This window comes from Chryseobacterium sp. G0162 (assembly GCF_003815715.1).
GTDB lineage: Bacteria > Bacteroidota > Bacteroidia > Flavobacteriales > Weeksellaceae > Chryseobacterium.
Window position 1 is genome coordinate 4,905,105 of sequence record NZ_CP033922.1, and the last position, 23,363, is coordinate 4,928,467.

The following is a 23,363-nucleotide window of genomic DNA, read 5'->3' on the forward strand; positions in this document are numbered from 1 at the left end:
TTATTTCTTAATCAGCTTTGCATTCGCTGTTTTGTTATTATCTGTTTTTATGGTTACTAAGTAAGCGCCTTGTACCAAAGCCTGGGTATTCATCTTGGTCACTCTGTTTTTGGTTTTGAAGTTCTGAAGCTGTCTTCCGCTCATATCATACAGCATAATATCTGCTTCTTTGAAATCAAAACCGATTTCTACATAGGCATAGTCTGATACCGGATTCGGGTAGATCTTAATATCATATTTGGCAATCAAATCACTTACCTGCTTGTCTCCAAGCTTTACAATCTTCCAGTTTTCTTTTCCCAGTTCTTTGGCACTGGTCCCAGCTAATACAATAGAACCATCTCTGTTTAATTTCAAATCTGAAAGCCGCTCTTCTTTTTGTCTGGATTCTCCTGTTATATGTTTTCTCCATTGTTCATTCCCGTTGCTGTCTAAATAAAGCATCCAGAAGGTTTCATCATCTTTTTCGATTCTTCCCTCGGCCTGGGTATAACCGCCTAATAAAATTCCTTTGGTGATGTCTTGATTCTTGGCTCTCGTATCTTGACTCTGTATTACACTCATTCCCATCAGAATATCACGGTTTTTAAAATTGTAGGACTTTTGCCACTGCTCATCACCTCTTTCATTCAATGCAATCAGCCATAGATCTGTACCTTCCTGGGTACCTACTGTTTTGTTTCCTGATCGTTCTGATCGGGATTCACCACCAATAACATAACCGCTTGATGTTAATGCCAAGGTTCTGATATGGTCGTCTCCCTTACCTCCAAAGTTCTTTTCCCATTCTACTTTTCCGTTTTTATCCAGTTTGACAATCCAGTAGTCGCCTTCGCCGAAGTTGCTGCTGGCTTTTGGCCTTTGGCTAATGGCTGTTGGACTAACAGATTGTTCACCTAAAGACTTCTCTTCGCGGGTTCTAGCTCCTGAACCCATATCACGAACCTCGGAACTTCTTGAATATATTCCTAATAAAGCTCCACCGTCCTTCGTTGGAATCATTTTTTCGACTTCGTCTAAGCCTTTTCCGCCTAATATCAATTGAGAAAGTTCTTTACCCTCTTTGTCGAGTCTGGTTATCCAGACATCTTTAGAACCATAGCCTTTGGAAGAGTTCTGGACATTTCCGGCGACAAAAAAGCCTAAGTCTGTCGTTTGAATAACAGATTTAGCTTCCTCATCAGAAGAAGTACCCAATGTTTTCTGCCATAATTCATCACCGAATTCATTGATCCGGATGAGCCAGATATCGGAACCACCTTTGGAATCATCTTTCTTATCGAGTCCTTTTCCTGAATAAGAAGTTCCGGCTAAGAGAAATCCTCCATCCTGAGTGCTTACTGTTGCGGATAAATAATCATGATTTTGTCCTGAGAAATACTTTTCCCAAGCCTGTTCTCCCTGCTGATTCAGCTTCACCAGATGGAAATCATAGCCGTTGTTTTGTTTATTGCCTTGTTGGAGTTTGCCGCTCTGTATAGAGCTTCCTGTAATAAGATACTGCTGATCGATGGTCGTAGTCACCTGACTTAGGAAATCCTGGGTAGTGGATTGGATGTCTTTCTGCCAGAGTACTTCCTGAGCAGACATACCCAGAACCGTGCATACAGTACATGCACCGAGATAAATTTTTTTCATTCCCGTGTTGTTTTTGAGTTTAATGATTAGGTTTTTAAATTCGCGCAAATTTAACTTTTTTTCGTTAATACAAATCATATCCATGTGATTTAACACTAAATATTTGTAATGAATTACCGAATTTCATTACATTTTAATGATCCTACATGATTTTACAAATCTACTACAGTACTGCGACAGAAGCTGTCGTAAAATATAAAGAGTACACTTAAATAATATTATTTATAGCTAAGATTTTAACGATTCCTAGCGTAGAGTAATATTCATCATAACATAAAAGATGGACTTAAAAAATTAAGCCCATCATCTATTCAACAAGTGAATAACTAATATATCAATACTAAATTATTTTATTAATTGCATCTGTTTAAAAAGCTTTAAGCCAGTTTGTAACCGCTGTGAAGTAGTAATCAGGAGGCTGGTGGCCAAGAAGGGTTCCATTTCCAGAATACTGCACACCTTCAATATTGTATTGATATAGCGTTTGATCCTATTTTTTAATGAATTTTTGGGAAGATTTCCCTAAAGAAGTTTCAATATCAATTAGATAAGTTCCGCCTAGGAAGTGTTTAACATCAACCTTATCCCCAATAACTTTAGCATTCATTTTTCTTCCAGACATGTCGTAAACAGAAATTGATTTAATTTTCCCATTTGTTTTAATATTCAATACATCAGAAACTGGATTCGGATAAATGGAAGTTTCTGAGTTTGTTGTATCAACGTCTGAAGTGGATAATGATGATAATGGTAATGCACAAGGCGTTGTAATACTGCCATTTGGTTGTGTATTATAGGCAAAGTCAGTTACAGAATAACCAGAACCATTGGCTCCAACATTCAGTTTGAAATAGCCGTTAATATTGTAGCCTTCGAATTGGTTTCTAAAACCAACATAAGCTGTTTGGCCAGACCAAGTAGTGTATGTAGGGGTATATACGTCAAGTTGTCCAGGAGTACCCGTTGGATAACCTATATTATTTGCATTACTTATAGTGGTGCAAGACGGAATTAAACTAATATTTCTTGTCCCTACCCCACATACTAATCCTTTCCAATAGGTTTCCAATTTTAATTGATTGGCTCCATAGTACCAAGCACCATACCCTGCATCATCACTAAGCTCCGGGTTAATGATAAAATATTTCCAGGGTGCTCCGGAGTTGGTTGTTACTGTTGTTGGTGTTGGATTGGCATAACTTTCCAGAGGAGTTCCTGTAACTATTTTATAAGGATCTTTGTAAGAAAAAGTTAATGCCAAAGATGTTGTTGATCCTAATGAAGTTACGCCTCCTGTTATAGCCGGATTTAGAAACGTAATGGATGAATTCAGAACCTGACTTTTAGGATGACTGGTTGCCGCACCATTTATGGTAAGTGTAGCAGTAGTAGGGCTTGTAACGGCTATAGTTGCTGTTTGTCCTGCTGGTAATGAAGAATTGAAATGTGTTCCTGCACTAAGAGTTGTTCCATTCGATACGGCAAATGTTGCTCCGTTTAGCGTAATCGTTGATTTAGGGGCAGATGCTACTGTTCCATCTAATGACACGGCTCCATTATTGTTTAAGTTCTCTGTAAAGGTACTGTTGCTAAGAGTTAACTTAGGTGGCGTATTGGCAACTCCGGTTGCTGCTAAGTTAGCAGGCTGCCATAAATTTATTCTTGACGGGTGATTTAATGCGGCTAACATTCTGTTAACTTGTCCATTGGTAAACATTTTATAACAACCAGCGGAACCGTTGTATCCCATATAGTTTTCAACGTTCACTCTTTGTCCAAGACAATTGTTTCCAGTTGTACATCCTAATCCGGAAGAATTATTTTCTACAGGGGTGTCAGCAACTCCGTCACCATCATTACTAGGGTTCGCCGTTGAACAAAGAACATTGAACGTGTGTTGAAGATTTAGCCAATGCCCGAATTCGTGAGTGAATGTATCAGAAAACTCGTTTGAAGCCACAGTTCCTGCAGCATCATATATATAACGGCCATTATAAACAACTCTTGCTGTATTTACTGAAGACATGTATGAATCCGGATACCAGGCAACTCCTGATTGATATAAATCTTTATCAGCATATAGATCATTTTGTATATACACATTCATATACTTTGTATTATCCCATGCATCTGCTCCAATTTGTGCATCATATCCGCCTCCGTTGCCATATCCACTTTTGAAAGGGTGAAATACCACTCCGCTTGTTGCTTTTCCGGTTGGGTCAATTTTAGCTAAGCGGAATTCAATACTTAATGTGCCCCTAATCGGCTGGAAGTAAGGGTCTATAGTGTTTGAATCGGTATTGATTCCATTGAAATTTAAGTTGATTTGTTGCAGCAGGTCAACTACTTTTTGGTAATTTACTTTTACATTACTCTGAGATTCTCCATACACATGAAAAACCACAGGGATGATGTAGGTGGGATTGTTGGCCTTTTTATTCAATGGAGTTTTGTTTGATTCTATTTTTTTTACAAAATCTTTGGTGAATTTTTCAAATTTTTCATATTCAGCCTTAGATTCAGGGTGCCGTTCAAAATGATTTTTCATCATTTCATCTGCTTTACACTCATGAGGTCTATTTTCCTGAGCAAAACCTATTATTGGAAATAGGGAAACAAGTAGTAGTAATTTAAATTTTTTCATGATTTTTTGGATTTGTTTGTTAATAAATTATTTGAATAGTCAATTTTTCTATGCTTTTGTCAACAACTTTACCATCTCCAATGGTTCTGATTCTTCGCTTTCACAGGAATAGCAAAATAAGAACCCGTTAAAAAATGCAATCTTCATAATAGAATGTATTGCAAGAGTTACTGTTTTCATAAATAATAATTTCGTGGGTTATGTGATGTTTTTTAATTAAATCTTTCAGGGTTGAATATCTTTATCTCAACCGTTGGCTTTTGGTCATTGGCAAGTTCTGAAACTGTTTTTCCAAAAATGGGTCCTAAGCTTAGTCCCATCATACCGCCGCCGCCTGCGATGATCAAGTTCTTTAATTGGGAAGATTGTCCCAGATATGGAAGTCCATCCGGAGCACAAGGTCTGTAACCAAACCAGATTTCCGATTCTTTGGGTAATTTAACCTTAAAATCTGGCAAATATTTGGGAATAGATTGTACAATTCCCTCTACCCTCTTCATATTAATTTTATTCTGATGGGAAGCCAGCTCCATGGTTCCCCCAAAACGGATTTGTCCATTCATAGGGGTTACCGCTACTCTTGCTTCCAATAATAAAGCGGCATGCTCCAATTTATGGATTGGGTTCTCTGGAGTATGCATAAAAGAATAACCTTTCCCTGGCATCAATTGAATTTTAATCCCTGCTTTTTGCGCAAGTTCCGGCAAAAATGAACCTCCGGTCATTACAAAACGGTCTGCTGAAAACTTTTTACCATTCGCTATGATTGCATTTATGGTGTTTCCTGTAATTTCATATCCTGTTACTTTATGCTGTGTATGAAAAATGACCCCATTGTTTTTAAGATAAGAGATCATTTGCTTCATCAGCTTTACCGGATTCATATGGCCATCACATTTGTAATTGACTCCCCCAATGACATCCAGTTGAGCATTGGGCTCCAGTTCCTGAATTCCATTTTTATCCAGAATATCAACTGTTAATCCTAAACTGATAGCTTTATGAGCCAGTTCTGTTTCCTCTTCTGCTACTTTTTCCGTTTTATAGAGCATCAGAATTCCGTTTTGATTCAGTTCAAAATCGAATTCAGGTTTTTGGGTAATTTCATTGTAAAGACTGCTGCTTGCCAGATTAAGATCCCTGATGGCTGTTGCTGAATAGTCTACATGGTTCTGATTGGAATGTTTCAGAAATTTTAATCCCCATGATAACAATTGTGTACTGAGCGAGGGTTTCACATAAAACGGACTTTTACTATCAAACATCCATCGAATGCCCTGTGCCAAAACTCCGGGAGCTGCCAATGGAGTAAAATGGCTGGGTACAATCATTCCTGCATTGCCGTAAGAACAATTGTTGGTAAGATCATTCTGTTCAAGGATTTCTACCTGCCAGCCTTTTTGTAAAAGATAATATGCTGAACTGAGTCCTGCTATTCCTGCACCGATAATAAGTGCTTTACCTTTATTTTGTGTCATACTTTTTACAAACTTTACATTACCTGAAAGCCCTGCCAATAAGGATCTTCATCATCAATAATAATCTGGTTATAGCCGGTAATTCTTGCCCAGCCTTCTACTGAAGGGACAATAGCCGGTTTGCCATCAACGGTAGCGGTGCCTTCAATTCTTCCAATAAATTGGGAACCGATATAGCTTTCATGGATAAACTTTTCCCCTTCTTTTAGCTTATCTTTAGCATACCATTGAGCCATTCTTGCTGATGTTCCTGTTCCACATGGAGAGCGGTCTAAGGCATTTTCCCCTACTAATACGGCATTTCGCCCACTGGCTTTGGGATCTGTAGGGTTTCCCGTCCATTGAATATGGCTTAATCCGGAAATGTGTTCATTTTCAGGATGGATAAACTCATATTTTTCATTAAGCAGCCTTCTTATAATTTTTCCATAATGGATAAGCTGACTTGCCATAAAATCTGAAATATCTCTGAAATTCTCCTGGGGATCAATAATAGCGTAAAAGTTTCCGCCATAAGCGACATCGGCTTTTATGTGACCTAGATCGGGACATTCTACTTCAAGATTTTCAGCATAGAGAAAAGATTTTACATTGGTTAGTTTTACTGATTTTACTTTTTTTCCTTCCTGTATATAATCTATAAGAATAAGCCCAGCTGGGGTTTCTAAACGTAATTTTCCCGGAATTTTAGGAACGACTAAACCTTCTTCTATAGCAATGGTAACGGTTCCGATGGTTCCATGTCCGCACATCGGTAAGCAGCCACTGGTTTCAATGTATAAAACTCCAATATCATTTTCTTCATCAACGGGAGGATAAAGAATACTTCCACTCATCATATCATGGCCGCGAGGTTCAAACATTAACCCTTTTCGAATCCAGTCATATTCTTTCATGAAGTGAAGCCTGCGCTCCATCATGGAGTTTCCTTTTAAAATCGGTCCACCTCCTGCTACTAGACGTACGGGACAGCCACAGGTATGGGAATCTATACAAAAAAATGTTCTGTTCATACGGTTTCTAATTTTAATGATCCTGAGTGAATTTCTCCATCCACCATTCTGCTAATCTGTAATGGATTTTCGTTCTTCAGTTCGTCGGGTAAAAATTCATCCGGCCAATTTTGGAAAGAAATGGGGCGAACGAATCGTTTAACGGCATCCGGGCCTACTGAAGTAAAACGGGAATCTGTGGTAGATGGGAATGGCCCTCCGTGCTGCATCGCATAAACAACTTCTACTCCAGTCGGCATTCCGTTGAACAGTAGCCTTCCACATTTATCTTTCAAAAGATGAATCAGTTCCGCATTTTCATGGATATCATCTGAAGTAGCTGCTACAGTAATGGTTAGCTGTCCTTTTAGTTTTTTAGCGATCTGTATAAGCTCTTCTTTGTTTTCACAAGTGACGATGATACCAAATGGGCCGAAAACTTCTTCATTCAATGCAGGATTATCGAGAAATTTCTGAGCATTGGTTTTAATAATGGCAGCACTTCCTTTTCCTTCTTCTGTTTCTATGGATGTAATGACTTCAATATCAGGTTGCGCTATTGCATTTCCTTTATGATGTTCAAAGTTTTCATATATTCCTTTATGAAGCATATTGGCAGGTGCAATACCTGTAATTTCATGTTTAACCGTAGAGACAAACCGGTCCAGAGATTCTCCTTTGACAGCAATAAACACTCCCGGATTGGTGCAGAATTGCCCTACACCTAATGTTAGTGAGCTGATATATTCTTTAGCTAATGCTTCTGCTTTATTTTCAATCAAGTTTTTAAATGCAAATACCGGGTTGATACTTCCCATTTCAGCAAATACGGGAATAGGATTTTCACGACGATTGGCGATATCAAACAGTGCTTTTCCGCCATTGAATGAACCGGTAAATGCTACTGCCTGAATATTCTGATGCTGTGTTAAATAAGTTCCGATTTCATAGGAAGTTCCTGTAATATGGCTGAAGATACCTTCAGGCCAACCAAATTCTTTTACAGTATTTACTATTGCATCAGCCATGATTTGAGAGGTCTTAGGATGTGCCGGATGAGCTTTTACAATCACAGGACATCCTGCTCCTATGGCACTTGCAGTATCACCGCCTGCCGTGGAAAAAGCAAACGGAAAATTGCTGGCTCCAAAGACCACTACAGGCCCTAATCCTATATTATACTTTCTGAGATCTCCTTTCTGTTTTTCAGCTTGGGCAAGATCAATTCTGGGTTCAGTGTATATTCCGGAGGCTACTGCTTTGGCGTAACTTCTCCATTGTCCTACGGTTCTGGCTTTTTCACCCTTAAGTCTTGCCAGAGGTAATGAAGTTTCAGTATGTGCAGTGGCTAAAAGTTCTTCTCCTAAAGTTTCAATTTGATCGGCAACGGCATTCATAAATGCTGCCCGTTCTTTTATCGTTGTATTCTTCAGGAATTGATAAGCTTCAGAAGCCATCTGAATGCTCAGATCAATATTTTCTTTTGATGTTTCTTCAATCATAGCTTTTGTTTTGGAGTTAGTCTAATGTCGGGCGGTTAGCTCTACCTTCTTCGATGATCTTATTGACTTTTTCAGCTTCTTCACCCTGAAGTTCAAGACGGGGTGCTCTTACGTATGGATTGCTGATTCCTTCGGCAGTAGCAGCCAGTTTAATATATTGGATCAGCTTAGGATGAATATCCAGTTCTAGCAATGGCATAAACCATCTGTAAATAGCCACTGCTTTATCATATTCTCCTGCTTTGGCGTAGTTGTACATAGCCATTGTTTCGTTGGGAAAAGCATCTACTAACCCTGCAACAAGTCCGTCAGCACCAAGCATTAATGTTTCAAGGCAAATAGTATCTACACCACCAAGAATTTTAATCCTTTTTCCAAAACGATTGATCATTCTGGTTACATTAGCCAGATCTCTGGTAGATTCTTTCACTGCCTGAATGGTTGGATATTCAATAAGCTCATCAAACATTTCTAAGGTGACATAAATACCGTAATCAACAGGATTATTATAAATAAGAATAGGAAGATCTGTAGCACTAGCCACTGCTTTGAAATATTCTACCACTTCACGGCTGTCTGCTTTGTAACGCATTGGAGGGAGAAGCATTAATCCATCCGCTCCCAGTTCTTTTGCTTTTTGGGCAAAGCCTACTGCATTTTTGGTTGTATTTTCAGAAAGGTTAAGAATAACGGGAATTCTGCCTTGTGTCATTTTTTTAGCATATTGGAGAAGTTCAAACTTTTCTTCGGTTTCCAAGACACTGGCTTCTCCTAATGTTCCGGCAAGGATAATTCCATGAACTCCGGCTTTAATCTGGGCTTCTGTATTGACTGCAAACATTTCAAAATCAATCTTTCCTTCTTTTGTAAAAGGAGTTAATACAGCAGGATAAATCCCTTCCCAGTTTAGTTTTGTACTCATATCAAATAATATTTATTCAAAACTAAGTGAATTTTAAAACGGTAAATGTTAATATTTTAATGTATTCTAACCGTATTTTAACATGTGCTTATTCGTGGTCTGTAGTAGCCTCTTTATAATGCTTCAGATATTCTTTTGGGGAGTACTTCATGATGGATTTAAATACCCGGTTGAAGTTGGTAAGACTGGTGAATCCGCTGTTAAAAGCAACGGAAGAAATGTTATACATGCTGCTGGAGGTTAATAATCTGCAGGCTCTCTGCACTCGTAATTCATTAAGATATTGAATATAGGTAATTCTGGTACGTTTTTTAAAAGATCTGCAAAATGCCTGTGGAGTCATACAAGCTTCTTTCGCAATCAGATCAAGGGTGAGTTTATGCTGGGTGAAATTTTTCTTAATATAATTCTGAGCATCTATAATTCGCTGGTCATTATCCGAAATATGATTAGGCAGGTTCTTTTCTGAGGATAAAGGAATATGTAAATGCCTGTTCTGCATCAGGTGGTTTAAGATCTTTATAAAATCGATGATCTGTTCTATGCCTTGCGTTTTTTGTAAAGCTGCCATGCTTTCACCCACACTCAATTTTAGCTTTGAAGCAATCTGAAATCCTGTTTTTGAATGTTCAATAAAATTTTTAAGCTCTTCAAATTCAGGAAGATCAAAAAAAGCTGCTATTTTTTTATCAGGATCAAAGAATATAGAAATGGCATGAACCTTTTGTTTTTCGTTTTCATTAAAAGCTCCTTTAAAAACATGTGACTGGTTGGCTCCCAGATAGAAAATATCTCCGGATTCAAAGGTAAAAAGGTTTTGTTCTATCGCCAAAGTACCATGCCCTTTAAGAATCCACATGATTTGAGTTTCCGTGTGTCTATGAAAATAGGGATAGAAATTAGGCATAATATCTTCCTGAATACGGATGCTTTTATTGGTGTCGGCAGGAACTGAAAACTGGAGGCTCTTCATATAATCAATATTTTAAAGGGATCAATGATTAGGAATGTTAAAATATTGCCGAATGTAAGCAAAATATGAACATTAAATATCAAATTAAAATCCAAACTTTACATACTTATTATTTTAATGAATAAAGGGTTGTAAATAGTACAAAATCGTAACTTTAACCTTTTAAAATAAAAACTATTCATAATATATGTTTTCATCAAAGACTTATCAAGACAGAAGAGCCGTATTACAGAACAATGTGGCGAGTGGAATTCTATTGTTTCTAGGAAATATAGAAAATCCTGTTAATTTTGAACATAATCCTTATTACTTCCGTCAGGACAGTACTTTTCTGTATTATTTCGGAATTCAGGAACCAAAGATTGCGGCTATTATTGATATTGATGAAAATAAGACCATTGTTTTTGGAGATGAGTTGAGTATTGATGACATCGTATGGATGGGCAGACAAGAAACGTTGAAAGAGAAAAGTCAAAAATCGGGGGTGCGGGAAACTTTACCATATGCAGAACTTTCTCAATATCTTTTAAAAGCACAATCATCAGGCAGAAAAGTACACTACCTTCCACCCTATCAATCTTCCAATAAAATTTTATTGACTGATCTTTTAGGAGTTAAAATAGCAGAATTGCAGCCTTCTGTGGAGATGATTAAATCTGTTGTAAAACAACGTTCTATAAAAGAAGCTCAGGAAATTGTACAAATAGAAGAAGCTGTAAATGTATCTAATGAAATGCATTTACTGGCGATGAGAATGGCAAAACCAGGGATTAAAGAATATGAAATAGCCAATGCGATTCAATACCTTGCTGCTAATAAAGAATGCCAGATGTCTTATCCACCGATCGTTACTATAAACGGAGGAATATTACATAATCATTACCGTCTTAATACGTTGAAGGAAGGAGACCTTTTCCTTAATGATTCAGGTGCAGAAACGGCAATGGGATATGCAGGAGACTTGACCAGAACATTTCCGGTAAGCAAAACCTTTAGCACAAAACAAAAAGAGATCTATGAGATTGTGCTGAATTCATTCAATAATGCTCATCATCTTTTGAAGCCTGGAGTTAAATTTAAAGATATTTATCTGAAAGCTTCTGAATATCTGGTAGAAGGACTTGTTGATCTGGGATTGATGAAAGGAAATCCTGAAGAGGCCGTAAAAAACAATGCTCATACTCTGTTTTTCCAATGTGGACTGGGACATATGATGGGATTGGATGTACATGATATGGAGGATCTTGGAGAACAGTATATTGGATATACCGAAGAAGAGCCAAAAGACACTAAAACATTTGGACTTAAATCTTTACGTTTAGGAAAAGCTTTAGAATCCGGATATGTAGTAACCGTAGAACCTGGTATTTATATGATTCCTGAGCTTATTGATATCTGGCAGGCTGAAAATAAAAATGCAGAATACATTAATTATGATAAAGTAAATGAATACCGAAACTTCGGCGGAGTACGTGTAGAAGATGATTTCCTGATTACTGATGATGGTTATAAACTTCTAGGAAACGGACTGATTACTACTGTTGATGAAATTGAAAACTACAGAGCAGAACATTTAGCTTAATTCGGATTCAATATATGAAGAATATAAAAAAAATAACGGCTATTGCTTTATACTTCCTGTGTCTGTCACCATTGGCTGCACAAAAGACGCAATGGACTCCTGATGGCAATGCTTATTATTCATTCACTAAAAATGGCGTTGGGATTATTGATGTACTGAATCCTGGAAAGGATCAGTCTTTTTTAAGTAATAATGAATTAATTCCTTCCGGAAGTGCTACCGCTTTAGAAGTACAGAGCTTTCAGGTATCACCGGATGGCAAAAGCTTATTGCTTTTTACCAATACCCAGAAAGTTTGGCGGGATAATACGCGTGGAGATTACTGGATCTTTGATAAAAATACTAAGAAGCTCACTCAGCTTGGGAAAGATCTGCCCACATCATCATTAATGTTTGCCAAGTTCTCTCCTGATGGTAAAAAGGTGGCTTATGTATCTAAACACAACATTTACATTGAAGACCTTTCCAATAATCAGCTTACTAAAATTACGAATGATGGTACAGACAGAATGATTAACGGTACTTTCGATTGGGCTTATGAAGAGGAATTTGGGACTCAGGATGGCTTCAGATGGTCTCCTGACGGAAGCAAAATTGCTTACTGGAAGCTGGATGCACGAGGGACAAAGAACTTCCTGATGATTAATAATACAGACAGTCTGTATTCATTTACTGTTCCTGTAGAATATCCGAAAGTAGGTGAAAATCCTTCAGGATGCAGCATCTGGTTCTATGATCTTGCCTCAAAATCTTCGAAGAAAGCAAACATTGAAGGCGACGAAGTACAACATTATATTCCCAGAATGGAATGGGTGCTGGATTCTAAATCTATTATTCTACAGCAACTGAACAGAAAACAGAATCAGAGTAAAATTATGGTAGCAGATGCTCAGTCCGGAAGCAGTAAAACCATTTATACAGAAACAGATAATGCATGGATTGATATAAAATCCCGCTGGAATGAGAACGACCCAAGTGGCTGGGATTGGATTAACAATGGTAAAGAATTTCTGTGGCTTTCTGAAAAAGACGGATGGAGACATATTTATAAGATAGATATGAACGGTAAAGAAACGTTGATTACAAAAGATGCTTTTGATGTGATAAAGCCTGAGTTTTTTGATGTTCAGAACAAGCTGATTTACTTTTTGGCTTCCCCTGATAATGCTACTCAGAAATATTTGTATAAAGTAAGTATGCAAGGCGGAAAAGCCAGCAAGATAACTCCTGAAGCGTACACCGGATCAAATCAATATACCATATCTCCCAACGGAAAAATTGCTATGTTTAACAATAGCAGCGTAAACTCGCGTTCAGCAGGTGCTGTGGTATCATTGCCGCAACATAAAGAGCTTGTAGCTGCTAAGAGTATTTTAAAAGCAGATCCGGCAAGATCTAAAGCTGAGTTTTTCCAGATAACAACCCAAGACGGAGCTACATTAGACGGATGGGTAGTAAAGCCTAAAGATTTTGATCCTAATAAAAAATATCCGATTGTTTTCATGGTTTACGGAGAACCGGGATCACAAACGGTAACAGACAGTTTCTACGCAGGAAAGAATGGTTTGTATACAGGAGATATGGCTCAGGACGGCTATCTTTATGTTTCTCTTGAAAACCGTGGAACTCCTGCTCCTAAAGGACGTGAATGGAGAAAATCGATTTACCGTAAAATTGGACAGCTTAATATCCGTGATCAGGCTATGGGAGCCAAAGCATTGTTTGCAAAATGGCCTTATGTGGATACTTCAAGAGTGGCTGTTTGGGGCTGGAGCGGTGGTGGTTCTTCCACTCTAAACCTGTTAGGGCAATATCCTGATATTTACCAGACCGGAATTGCCATTGCTCCGGTAGCCAACCAATTATTCTATGATAATATCTATCAGGAACGTTATATGGGCCTTCCACAGGAAAACCGAGAAGATTTTGTAAATGGATCTCCATTAGCGTATGCCAAGAATCTCAAAGGAAATCTTTTATTGGTTCACGGAACAGGCGATGACAATGTACATTATCAAAATACAGAAGTTTATATTAATGAATTGGTAAAGTATAACAAGCAGTTTCAGCTGATGTCTTATCCTAACAGAACCCACTCTATCAGTGAAGGTGAAGGAACATCATTGCACCTGGCTACGATGTTTACCAAATACTTAAAAGAACATTGTCCTCCGGGAGGAAGATAAGTTATGCAATAGAAGTCTCACAGTAATGTGGGGCTTTTTTGTTGGAGAAAGGAAGATGGAGGCTGGGAGTTGGAAGTACTTGAGGTCAAGGATTCAGGTAATTGGCTTTTTACTGTTTTTCAACGGTGCTTTATAGAAGTTAAAAATATCATTCGGATGTTATAAATAAAATGATAACTTCAAGTCTTTTTCTTTTTTACTGTTTTTCAATGGTGCTTTATAGAAGTTAAAAATGTTATTCAGATGTAATAAACGAAATAATAACTTCCAGCCTCCCTCTTCCATCTTCCAGCCTTTCATTTAACAAATTATCATTAATTTTGGGGGTAGAATTCTTAAAAATCAACGAGTTGAAACTACCACTTTCCTATTATTCCAATCAAGATGTTCTTTTTCTGGCTCAGGATCTTCTGGGTAAAGTGCTCTTTACAAAAATTAATGACGAAATAACAGCTGGAATCATCGTAGAAACTGAAGCCTACAATGGAATATCAGACAAAGCTTCTCACGCTTATGGTGGAAGGCGTACAGATCGTACAGAAACATTGTACAGCCATGGAGGAGTTTCCTATGTGTACTTATGCTATGGAATTCATCATCTTTTCAATGTAGTGACTTCTGTGGATGATGAACCGCATGCGGTTCTCGTGAGAGCTATTGAGCCGTTAATCGGGATGGAAATTATGGAACTCAGGAGAAATATGCCGGCTTCCAAAGCTGCGATTTCGGCCGGTCCCGGATCTGCTGCTAAAGCATTGGGGATTGACCGCTCATTGAATAAAAAAGATCTGAACGGAACTGAAATCTGGATTGAAGATCATGGGATTCAGTATTCTTCCGATAATATTGTTACCGGACCTCGTATAGGAGTTGCTTATGCACAGGAAGATGCACTGTTACCCTGGCGATTTTTTGTGAAAGGGAATAAATATGTGAGCAAACCCAATACAAAATAGATTTTAAGGATGAATGACCTGATAAAGCTCTTTATAATAAACAACAAGATCATCCAGAGAAAAGCCTCGGTTTAAACCACTGGTATTAGGCAGCACCCAAACTTTTACACCACAAAAATCCTCTGGCTGCAATCCCCATTGAATTTCTTTCTTTTTAGAAAATGCTTTATAGGCTGCTTTACCAAGAAAAGCTATATATTGAGGTTGAAATTCCGTTATTTTGGCTGTAAAAGCTTCAAGTGCATCATCAAATTCTTCTTTTGATAGCTCATCTGCCCGTGACGTAGCTCTTGCAACCGCTGTTGTCAAACCACATCCAAAGTCTAAAATTGCAGTATCATTTACTGCTTCAATTTCGTAAGAGGTAAACCCTGACCGATGAAGAACCTTCCAAAAACGGTTGCTTCTCCCTGAAAAATGATGCCCATCATTAGAAGATTTTAAACCGGGATTAATTCCACAAAAAATAACATCTAGATTTGAAATAATAATATCTGTTAACATATTTGAAGTAAATTAAATAAGATACATCTGTTCTCATTTTTATAGCTTAAAGATATCAATATTCCGGTTACTCAACCTTAGGTTGGAGGTAAGATTTTATCGTTTCATTCTTAATATGATACGATTTATCTGCCTTTTTTGCAGGGTCACTTAGTTTATCGCTCTGAATATGAAAAGATCCAGGTACCTTTGCATGGTAATTAAAAAGGGGTGAAACAGTCTATTATAATGAACATTAAAGCTGAATTGTAATTCTTTAATCCAATAGATTTTCATTCCTAATCATTAAAATAAATAATATGAACTGGATTGCATTAATTATTGCAGGAATTTTTGAAATCGGATGGCCGTTAGGTCTTAAGCTATCTCAGCAGCCTGAAAATAATAAATGGAGTTGGATTATGTTTTCGATTGCATGTATGGCGGTTAGTGGCGGATTTCTCTGGTATGCTCAAAAAAGTATTCCCATTGGAACAGCATATGCTGTATGGACGGGAATAGGTGCAGTAGGAACGTTATTGGTGGGAATTGTATTTTTTCAGGATTCGGCCAGTATTTTGAGATTATTATCCGCATTATTGATCGTAGTGGGAATCGTTGGACTTAAACTTTTTTAAATAAAAAATGGCTTAAGATTATTGCTAATCATTAAGCCAAACCATTATTCAACATTAGAATAATAAACCAACTACATTATATTTACTTTTATTATTGCTTAGTACCTTCGTAATAAAATTTCACATCAATAATAGATGTTTTCTGTAAATTGATCTGTAAACATTTTGTTGAGATAAGATAGTTGGACTTCCTTCAGCATGATTTCCTCCTGCCCCTTACTCTCTAATCATTTATTATTATTTCAAAGATCAATAAATAATTATCAAATTGAAAAAAACATCTATCAAAGAGAAATTAGGGTCTATGAATGATTTTAATAGGGATCAAGTTTAATCAAATAGGCTACCAATCAATAAACGGCTTGTAAGTTCTCCCAATCGGAAGTTTTTTCCCTTTAATCTGTACCATAGTTGCAGATTTTACCTCTATTTTAGGTTTGGAAATAATATAAGATTTATGGATGCGGGTAAACATCTTGGGATTCAGGGTTTCTTCCATCCTGCTTATTGGCATTTTAAAAGTGAGAGTTTCTGTTTTAGTGTGAATATGAATGTATTCCCTCAAACTTTCGATATAGAAAATATCCTGAAGAATAATTTTGATCTGTTTTTTACCACTGCTGATGAAAATATGGTCACGCTCAGCTATTTCCAGCAAAGCATCTTCGGCTTCCATTAAATATTTAAACTTACCAACAGCTGTAACAAACCGTTCATAAGGAATGGGCTTCAGTAAATAATCGGCAATATCCAGTTCATAACCTTCTATTGCATATTGATGATAGGCTGTTGTTACAATGACAAATGGAGGGTTTTTCAGTTGTTTCAAAAAATCAAAGCCTTTCACCACTGGAAGATGAAGATCTAAAAACATAAGGTTTACCTCATGAGTGCTCAAAAGGTTGCTTGCATGTACAGCATTGGAACATTTTCCTATAAAATTCAGTTCCGGATCACGGGAAATAAAAGTTTCCAGTATTTCTGCAGCAATGGGTTCGTCTTCTACAATAATGCAATTGTATTTTTTAGAGGCTGGATGTATCATTGAAATCAATTTTGAGTTGAACCATATATCGGTCACTTTTGTCATTCACAGTTAGCTTGTGTTTAGGATAAAGCAGTTCAAGTTGGCGGCGGATATTTTTAAGTCCTATTTTTGTAGAATGCTGATGGGGTATTTCTTCCTTGGAATTTTCAATACGATAGGTAAGAATTCCGTCTTTCAGTTCAATATCAATGGTGATATAAGAATCTCCGAGACTTTCGGAAATACCATGTTTAAAAGCATTTTCAACAAACTGAATCAGGATAAGCGGTGAAATTTCCTGAGCAGGATTGTCAATATTTTCCTGTAAATGTACACTAAGATGATGATGTCTTATTTTCTGAATCTGTATATAATCCTTAATATTCTCAAGGTCTTTTTCTATAGAAATATTTTTTTCAGCAGCTTCATAAATATTGTACCGCATGATTTTGGAAAGCTGGAGAATAGCATCAGGGGTTTCATCTGCCTTTTTAAGAGCCATTCCGTAGATATTATTCAGTGTATTGAATAGGAAATGAGGATTGATCTGGGCTTTTAACATCGTAAGTTCCTGATCCAGCTTTTCCGATTTCAATTGAGAAATCTGCTCTTTCAGCATGTTTTTCTGCCTCGTAATCTCTACCCCGAAAACCAGTCCTACCATAAAAATAAGATCCATAAAGGAATTGAAAGCAACCAGACCGTTGATAAATCCGGAAGGCTGTTTGCTGTCTAAAGTCTCTATAACGCCATAGATATAAGGATAAATAATATAATGAGTGAAAACCCGGTGTCCTAAAACTGCCAGTATCACGATCAGAACATAGAAAATACATTGAATAACCTTAGTAAAATGTATCTTTTCATACACATACAACAAGGAATAGGCAAGAGGAATTTTAATCAATAAATAACCCAATTCAAGAATAAGCGTATTCTGAAGTCTCAACTGCCAGATGAAATCCGGAAACTGGTATCTGGACCAGTAAAAGTCAAGATAAACTTCCAGAATATAATACAATATCCAAAAAAACAGATGAATTTTTAGTTTAGATTTACGATCTGATGTTACACTTATTGCCATTTAAAAATATAAAATAATAAGATTCAGTCAAATATAGAAATATATAGTCTATCAATGTCTGCGATCTATCTATAAACTACCCTACTTTATTCCTTAAGATGATTTTAGGAAACATGAGATTGATAAAACTGAAGATTAACAGAACATTAAATTCGATCCCATTAGTTCCTCCGCCTACCACAAACCAACCATTTTCCCAATGAATAAAGTAGATCCCTAACACAAAAATCAGGATGTTACAAATAGCAACAGGCTTTATACACCGATCTATCCAAATAAGGAAAACGGAAGCAAAATGGGTAAGCTTTACTATCCAGGCTAGATACAGCCCTATTGGAGAGAATCCTATCATATCCAGATAGTTCATGCCAAAACGATTGACATCTCCACTCAAAATAGAGATTACACTATGCATAAACAGAATAACAGAGAGTGCAAGTCTCAGGTAGTAGTTATTTTTCATGAAACTAAGGTAGTTATCATGTAGAAATAGTAGGTTTTATCGTATATCAATTGCTTTTAACAGCATACGAAATTCTTTTCATTGATTAAAAATTATTCTTTATGATCTGTTATAACTTATTTTATTTCTGATAGTTAACAAATATTTCTATTTATTTACTCCTCTTTTATTAATGATTTATTGCTTATTTAAAGGTAAATTAACATTTTAATTATTCCCTTAATTGTGATTTTTATAAATTAAATTCTTATTTTTACAGTATTAATTACAGAAATTAATGAAACTTGACTGAAAAAACTCATCAATTGGGAAACATTTTCCCTCTATAATTTTCTGATTGGTGAGAATAGCTAAATTCAGCGTCGATTCTAATGCACAAATAGCTGTCAATGTAAAAAGAGTGGCCATCCTGACCACTCTTTTGTATTGTTATTCTTTCGGTCTTAATTTTGACCTAAATTTTTCTTTAAAAATTCTTCAAGTTCCTTTTCATGAAGATTCTTCGCAATAATGATCCCTTCGCCATCAATAATAACATTAAAAGGAAGTTCATCTATTTCATAAGCTTTTGCAACAGGGCTCTTCCAGAATTTTAAATCACTGATCTGTATCCAGTTGATCGTAAATCGGTCAATAGCTTTCTGCCAGCTTTCTTTATTTTTATCCAAAGAAACACCCACAATTTCAAACTTATTGGTTTTCACCTGATCCGAATAGGTTTCATACAGCTTTTTCAGTTCAGGTTGTTCTCCTACACACGGAGCACACCAGGTTGCCCAAAAATCAATAAGGATAAGCTTTCCTTTTTGGCTTGAAAGTGAAAATGAAGAGCCATCCGGTTTAGACATTGTTATTTCAGGAGCCTTCTTCCCTATTTCAATTTTGTTTTGAGCGAATGCAAATCCAGAAAACAGGCTCAAAAACAATATAATAAAACTTGTTTTCATATTAATCATTTGTTGGATAATCTTTATCCAGCCAATCGGTTTTTATATTTTTAGGAAGATTTAAAAGCTTGGCGTTTTTAAAGCCCATCTCCATCAATACATTAAATGCAGGACGGATGTTCGGACACTTTACAAAAGGACAGCATCCACAATAGATTACAATTTCCTTATTTTTAGGAATGTCTTTAAGATAAGTTCTTAATTTTTCCAGGTTTTCCGGCTCATGGGTCGGACCAATGTCTACCGAACCTTTAATGATAGCTTCAGGACCTACAGAAATGATTAATAAATCCTTAGTCTTGTGCTTTACAATTCTTGAGGCTAATAATGCCGGATCCATCAGCTGGCTGTCTTTCCACGGATCCTGTGTTTGTTGTGCCTGACTGAAAATGGAGCACACAAAGCACACCATCATAAACAAATACTTCATACTTCTATTTTTCACAAATATATAAATGATTTGTTGAACTTTAAAAGGTTCCAGAGTCTGTTTCCTGATTATTACAGGCATTTTAGAGGTTTTCATTCTTTTTTGGAGTAATATGGACTACATTAGAAGCTCCCGGTTCTATAATCAGTCGGGTGCCTGCTCCTCTCTCCTGCTCACGTCCCTGAATAGCAGAACCTGTAGTCAATGTCAGTTTTCCCTGGAAAACAGGATGTGGCGGGAGTAACGATATCTCAATCTCCTCTTCTTCAAGCTGTATGATAATAGATGCTGCGTCAATGCTGAATCGGTTTCCATCTTTATCTATGGCAAATACCGGATAAGGTTTAGGTTCTTCCATTGTAATATGATTTTTAACAAAGATAAAACATCAAATGAATTCTCTTTTTGTAATTTAGTGGTGAAAAACAAATCATAGCCAAGCATGGGCTGTGGTTTTAGGTATTTAAGAGTACCTTTTTTGATTTAAAATAAGTTTTCTTTTTATTCTATGAAGATCAATCCTCCTGAACATTGGACCAACTTTATAAAAGTTTTTACTAAAAAATTCAACGATGAGATCGTTGCTGATGTAGTCCGTGTATTCCGTACTATGGAAGATATTCAGGAACGCTATGATACCTATGAATTTGAAGAATTTATTCCCGGATATATTCCTATTGCAGACGATTCCGGAGGACAGGTTGCTGTTATATCAAAAGATGGCAGAAATACAAAAGTCTATCTGAGTTCGTATGGAACATTACAGGAAAAGTATTTTGAAGTTTTGGATCGGGATCTGATGCATTGGATGCAACGAAAATTTCCTTTTGAAAAAATACAAAATACCATTTCAGAGGCGGATATTGAGAAAAAACAAAAAGAAAATACAATTTTAGCTCAGGCAATAGCTTCTTTTCCTCCTATTCTGCAGTTTTTGAAAGAATCTGTCATTATTGAAGGGCTTGCCTTACCGGAAAATTATGCTTCTGCGGAACATATTTATTATTTCCAGGATGGGTACCATTACAATTCGGTGGAAAATAAAGTTCTGACAGATGATGTTCCGGGAGGTTTTAAACCGGATTGGGTTGTTTTGGCTTCTAATTATTTTGCAGATCCTTTTTTTATTGATTTGAATGAAGCTAAAAATGATTTCCCTGTATATTTCGCATATCACGGACAAGGAGATTGGAAGCCAATACAAGTAGCTGAAAGTTTAAAAGCATTTCAGAAAGTATTGAATGATATTCAGAATTTAAGAGCTGATAAAAGAAGTTTAATTGATTATTGTAATGAAAATATAGATCTGGGAAACCCTTTATGGAAAGAAGTGTATACAAGTATTGAAGAAGAGGAAGAATATGACCCGGAGCCAATAGAAACGTATGAATTATTAGGCTCAGAAGCCAGTTTGTACATTACTGATATCGGCCCCAATAAAATGAAGGTTATTGCTGTACTGAAAAAAGAATTCGGTATCTCCGGAACCGAAGCTCTCGAACTCAGTAAAAAGCCAAAAATATTATTCAAAACCGGCTACAGCAAATGGCTTGAATATGACCGTAAGCAATTGGAAGAGCTTGGCGCCAGTGTTGAATTTGGGCCTTTTACCTAAAACATTTTCATTGATTTCTAATCCTGTCGCTATGTATGCTAATTTCTTATGATTTTTGAAAGTACTTTGCTTATTTAAATCCAGATATTTTATACATTTATATAAAGTATTGTGAACTAAAAAAATACCTTTATCATGGAAGAAACATTCCAGCCTGATGCGATTATTATAGGAACCGGATTGGCAGGGCTTACTGCTGCCATGGAAATCACCAATGCCGGAAAAAAAGTATTGCTTCTGGATCAGGAAACTGAACAGAACATAGGCGGACAGGCTTTCTGGTCATTCGGAGGACTTTTCCTGATTAATTCACCCCAACAACGGAGAATAGGAATTAAAGATTCTTATGAATTGGCTTTACAGGACTGGAAAGGTACCGCAGGTTTTGATCGTGATGAAGATTACTGGCCCCGCAAATGGGCAGAAGCCTATCTGAAATTTGCAGCGGGTGAAAAGTATGAGTACATTTCTAAGTTGGGAATCAAATTGATGTTTATGGTAGGTTGGGCAGAACGTGGTGATGGATCTTCCACCGGACACGGAAATTCTGTTCCCCGTTTTCATGTAAGCTGGGGAACAGGAACAGGTGTGGTAAAACCCTTTGTTGAGAAAGCATATAAAGCGAAAGACAAAGGATTGTTACAGATGAAATTCCGGCACAGAGTTACAGAACTGATCGTCAAAAACGGAAAAGTAGTTGGTCTGAGAGGTGATATTCTGGAAAATGATGCTCAGGAAAGAGGTGTTGCCACCAATAGAAACATTATCTCTCCATTTGAATATTCCGCAACTCATATTATCATTGCCTCAGGAGGTATAGGTGCCAATCATGAATTGGTAAGGAAGAACTGGCCCGAAAGATTAGGTACACCTCCGGAAAATATGGTGTGTGGAGTTCCTGCTTATGTGGATGGTAAAATGATTGGTATTGCTGAAGATGCAGGAGCTGATATCATCAACCGTGACAGGATGTGGCATTATACGGAAGGACTACAAAACTGGAATCCCATCTGGCCGAATCATGGGATAAGAATACTTCCGGGACCTTCTGCCCTATGGTTTGATGCTAAAGGAAAACGTCTTCCAGCTCCTTTCCTGCCAGGATTTGATACCTTAGGAACATTAAAATACATTCAGGATACAGGATATTCTTATTCCTGGTTTATTCTCACACAAAAAATCATTAAAAAAGAATTTGCACTTTCTGGTTCAGAACAGAATCCGGATATTACCAATAAAGACTATTCCCTTTTTCTGAAAAGGATTTTTGGCAAAAAAGCTCCCGGTCCTGTAGAAGCCTTTAAAGAGCATGGTAAAGACTTCATTGTATCAGATAATCTGAAAGACCTGGTGGAGAAAATGAATCAACTGGCAGGTAATCATCTTCTGAACTATGAAAAGATAAAATCCCAGATCGAAGCCAGAGACAGAGAACTGGATAATAAATTTTCAAAGGATACACAGGTTAATTATATCAGGAGTACCAGAAGTTATTTAGGAGATAAACTTGGAAGGGTTGCTGCTCCGCATAAGATTTTATTGCCTGAAAATGGACCTTTAATTGCAGTACGGCTTAATATTTTAACCCGAAAAACATTAGGTGGGATAAAAACCAATCTGAACGGACAGGTTTTAAAAGAAGACGATAGCCCTATTGAAGGACTTTATGCAGCAGGTGAAGTAGCAGGTTTTGGAGGTGGTGGCATGCATGGTTACCGGGCATTGGAAGGAACATTTTTAGGTGGATGTATTTTTTCAGGAATGAAAGCCGGAAAGTATATTGCCGGATTAAAATGATAA

20 protein-coding genes are annotated in these 23,363 nt (G+C 36.9%); 6 read left to right on the top strand and 14 right to left on the bottom strand.

Annotated features, from left to right (window positions below; translation table 11 throughout):
- From EG344_RS21975 to EG344_RS22005, 7 genes are all read right to left on the bottom strand, one after another.
- Positions 1 to 1,638, bottom strand: coding sequence for a T9SS type A sorting domain-containing protein (locus tag EG344_RS21975; protein WP_123911433.1), 1,638 nt, complete (start codon positions 1,636 to 1,638; stop codon positions 1 to 3).
- A 490-nt stretch (positions 1,639 to 2,128) separates the two neighbouring features.
- Complete coding sequence (locus EG344_RS21980; RefSeq protein WP_123855915.1) at positions 2,129 to 4,285, bottom strand: zinc-dependent metalloprotease; 2,157 nt, start codon at positions 4,283 to 4,285, stop codon at positions 2,129 to 2,131.
- Between the two features lie 212 nt (positions 4,286 to 4,497).
- A complete protein-coding gene (locus EG344_RS21985; protein WP_123911434.1) occupies positions 4,498 to 5,763 on the bottom strand; it encodes an NAD(P)/FAD-dependent oxidoreductase in 1,266 nt (421 codons plus the stop codon).
- 14 nt (positions 5,764 to 5,777) lie between these two features.
- Entirely contained in the window at positions 5,778 to 6,776 is a 999-nt protein-coding gene (locus EG344_RS21990; protein ID WP_123911435.1) for a 4-hydroxyproline epimerase, read from the bottom strand.
- The gene (locus tag EG344_RS21995) at positions 6,773 to 8,257 is read right to left on the bottom strand and encodes an aldehyde dehydrogenase (NADP(+)) (protein WP_123911436.1); all 1,485 of its coding nucleotides are present in this window, start codon (positions 8,255 to 8,257) and stop codon (positions 6,773 to 6,775) included. The genes EG344_RS21990 and EG344_RS21995 overlap by 4 nt, the downstream gene beginning before the upstream one ends.
- Before the next feature lie 16 nt (positions 8,258 to 8,273).
- Complete coding sequence (locus EG344_RS22000; RefSeq protein WP_123911437.1) at positions 8,274 to 9,179, bottom strand: dihydrodipicolinate synthase family protein; 906 nt, start codon at positions 9,177 to 9,179, stop codon at positions 8,274 to 8,276.
- A gap of 88 nt (positions 9,180 to 9,267) precedes the next feature.
- A complete protein-coding gene (locus EG344_RS22005; RefSeq protein ID WP_123911438.1) occupies positions 9,268 to 10,152 on the bottom strand; it encodes an AraC family transcriptional regulator in 885 nt (294 codons plus the stop codon).
- 187 nt (positions 10,153 to 10,339) lie between these two features.
- Between EG344_RS22005 and EG344_RS22010 the strand changes: the two genes are divergently transcribed.
- The 3 genes from EG344_RS22010 (at position 10,340) to EG344_RS22020 (ending at position 14,876) form a co-directional block, all read left to right on the top strand.
- Positions 10,340 to 11,734, top strand: a complete 1,395-nt coding sequence (locus EG344_RS22010; RefSeq protein ID WP_123911439.1) for an aminopeptidase P family protein — start codon at positions 10,340 to 10,342, stop codon at positions 11,732 to 11,734.
- 14 nt (positions 11,735 to 11,748) lie between these two features.
- Positions 11,749 to 13,920, top strand: coding sequence for a S9 family peptidase (locus EG344_RS22015; protein WP_123911440.1), 2,172 nt, complete (start codon positions 11,749 to 11,751; stop codon positions 13,918 to 13,920).
- Positions 13,921 to 14,270: 350 nt separating this feature from the next.
- Complete coding sequence (locus EG344_RS22020; RefSeq protein ID WP_123911441.1) at positions 14,271 to 14,876, top strand: DNA-3-methyladenine glycosylase; 606 nt, start codon at positions 14,271 to 14,273, stop codon at positions 14,874 to 14,876.
- 3 nt (positions 14,877 to 14,879) lie between these two features.
- Here EG344_RS22020 and mug read toward each other — a convergent pair whose 3' ends face one another.
- Complete coding sequence (gene mug / locus EG344_RS22025) at positions 14,880 to 15,380, bottom strand: G/U mismatch-specific DNA glycosylase (protein ID WP_123911442.1); 501 nt, start codon at positions 15,378 to 15,380, stop codon at positions 14,880 to 14,882.
- A 299-nt stretch (positions 15,381 to 15,679) separates the two neighbouring features.
- On the opposite strand from mug, the gene EG344_RS22030 reads away from it, so the two are divergent.
- Entirely contained in the window at positions 15,680 to 15,997 is a 318-nt protein-coding gene (locus tag EG344_RS22030; RefSeq protein WP_123911443.1) for a DMT family transporter, read from the top strand.
- Positions 15,998 to 16,340: 343 nt separating this feature from the next.
- Here the strand turns inward: EG344_RS22030 and EG344_RS22035 are convergent, their stop codons facing one another.
- The 6 genes from EG344_RS22035 to EG344_RS22060 all read right to left on the bottom strand — a co-directional run bounded on the left by EG344_RS22035 (position 16,341) and on the right by EG344_RS22060 (position 20,306).
- Positions 16,341 to 17,042, bottom strand: a complete 702-nt coding sequence (locus tag EG344_RS22035; RefSeq protein ID WP_185145575.1) for a LytR/AlgR family response regulator transcription factor — start codon at positions 17,040 to 17,042, stop codon at positions 16,341 to 16,343.
- Positions 17,023 to 18,108 carry a sensor histidine kinase gene (locus EG344_RS22040; RefSeq protein WP_123911444.1) on the bottom strand — a complete coding sequence of 362 codons (1,086 nt, stop codon included), beginning with the start codon at positions 18,106 to 18,108 and terminating at the stop codon, positions 17,023 to 17,025. The genes EG344_RS22035 and EG344_RS22040 overlap by 20 nt, the downstream gene beginning before the upstream one ends.
- Before the next feature lie 76 nt (positions 18,109 to 18,184).
- Complete coding sequence (locus EG344_RS22045) at positions 18,185 to 18,571, bottom strand: DoxX family protein (RefSeq protein WP_123911445.1); 387 nt, start codon at positions 18,569 to 18,571, stop codon at positions 18,185 to 18,187.
- Between the two features lie 443 nt (positions 18,572 to 19,014).
- A complete protein-coding gene (locus EG344_RS22050) occupies positions 19,015 to 19,518 on the bottom strand; it encodes a TlpA family protein disulfide reductase (protein ID WP_228412799.1) in 504 nt (167 codons plus the stop codon).
- 1 nt (position 19,519) lies between these two features.
- A complete protein-coding gene (locus EG344_RS22055; RefSeq protein ID WP_123911447.1) occupies positions 19,520 to 19,948 on the bottom strand; it encodes a rhodanese-like domain-containing protein in 429 nt (142 codons plus the stop codon).
- An 82-nt stretch (positions 19,949 to 20,030) separates the two neighbouring features.
- The gene (locus EG344_RS22060; protein ID WP_123911448.1) at positions 20,031 to 20,306 is read right to left on the bottom strand and encodes a hypothetical protein; all 276 of its coding nucleotides are present in this window, start codon (positions 20,304 to 20,306) and stop codon (positions 20,031 to 20,033) included.
- A gap of 150 nt (positions 20,307 to 20,456) precedes the next feature.
- Between EG344_RS22060 and EG344_RS22065 the strand changes: the two genes are divergently transcribed.
- A complete protein-coding gene (locus tag EG344_RS22065) occupies positions 20,457 to 21,563 on the top strand; it encodes an SMI1/KNR4 family protein (protein WP_123911449.1) in 1,107 nt (368 codons plus the stop codon).
- Between the two features lie 135 nt (positions 21,564 to 21,698).
- A complete protein-coding gene (locus tag EG344_RS22070; RefSeq protein WP_123911450.1) occupies positions 21,699 to 23,360 on the top strand; it encodes an FAD-binding dehydrogenase in 1,662 nt (553 codons plus the stop codon).
- Positions 23,361 to 23,363 lie beyond the last annotated feature (3 nt).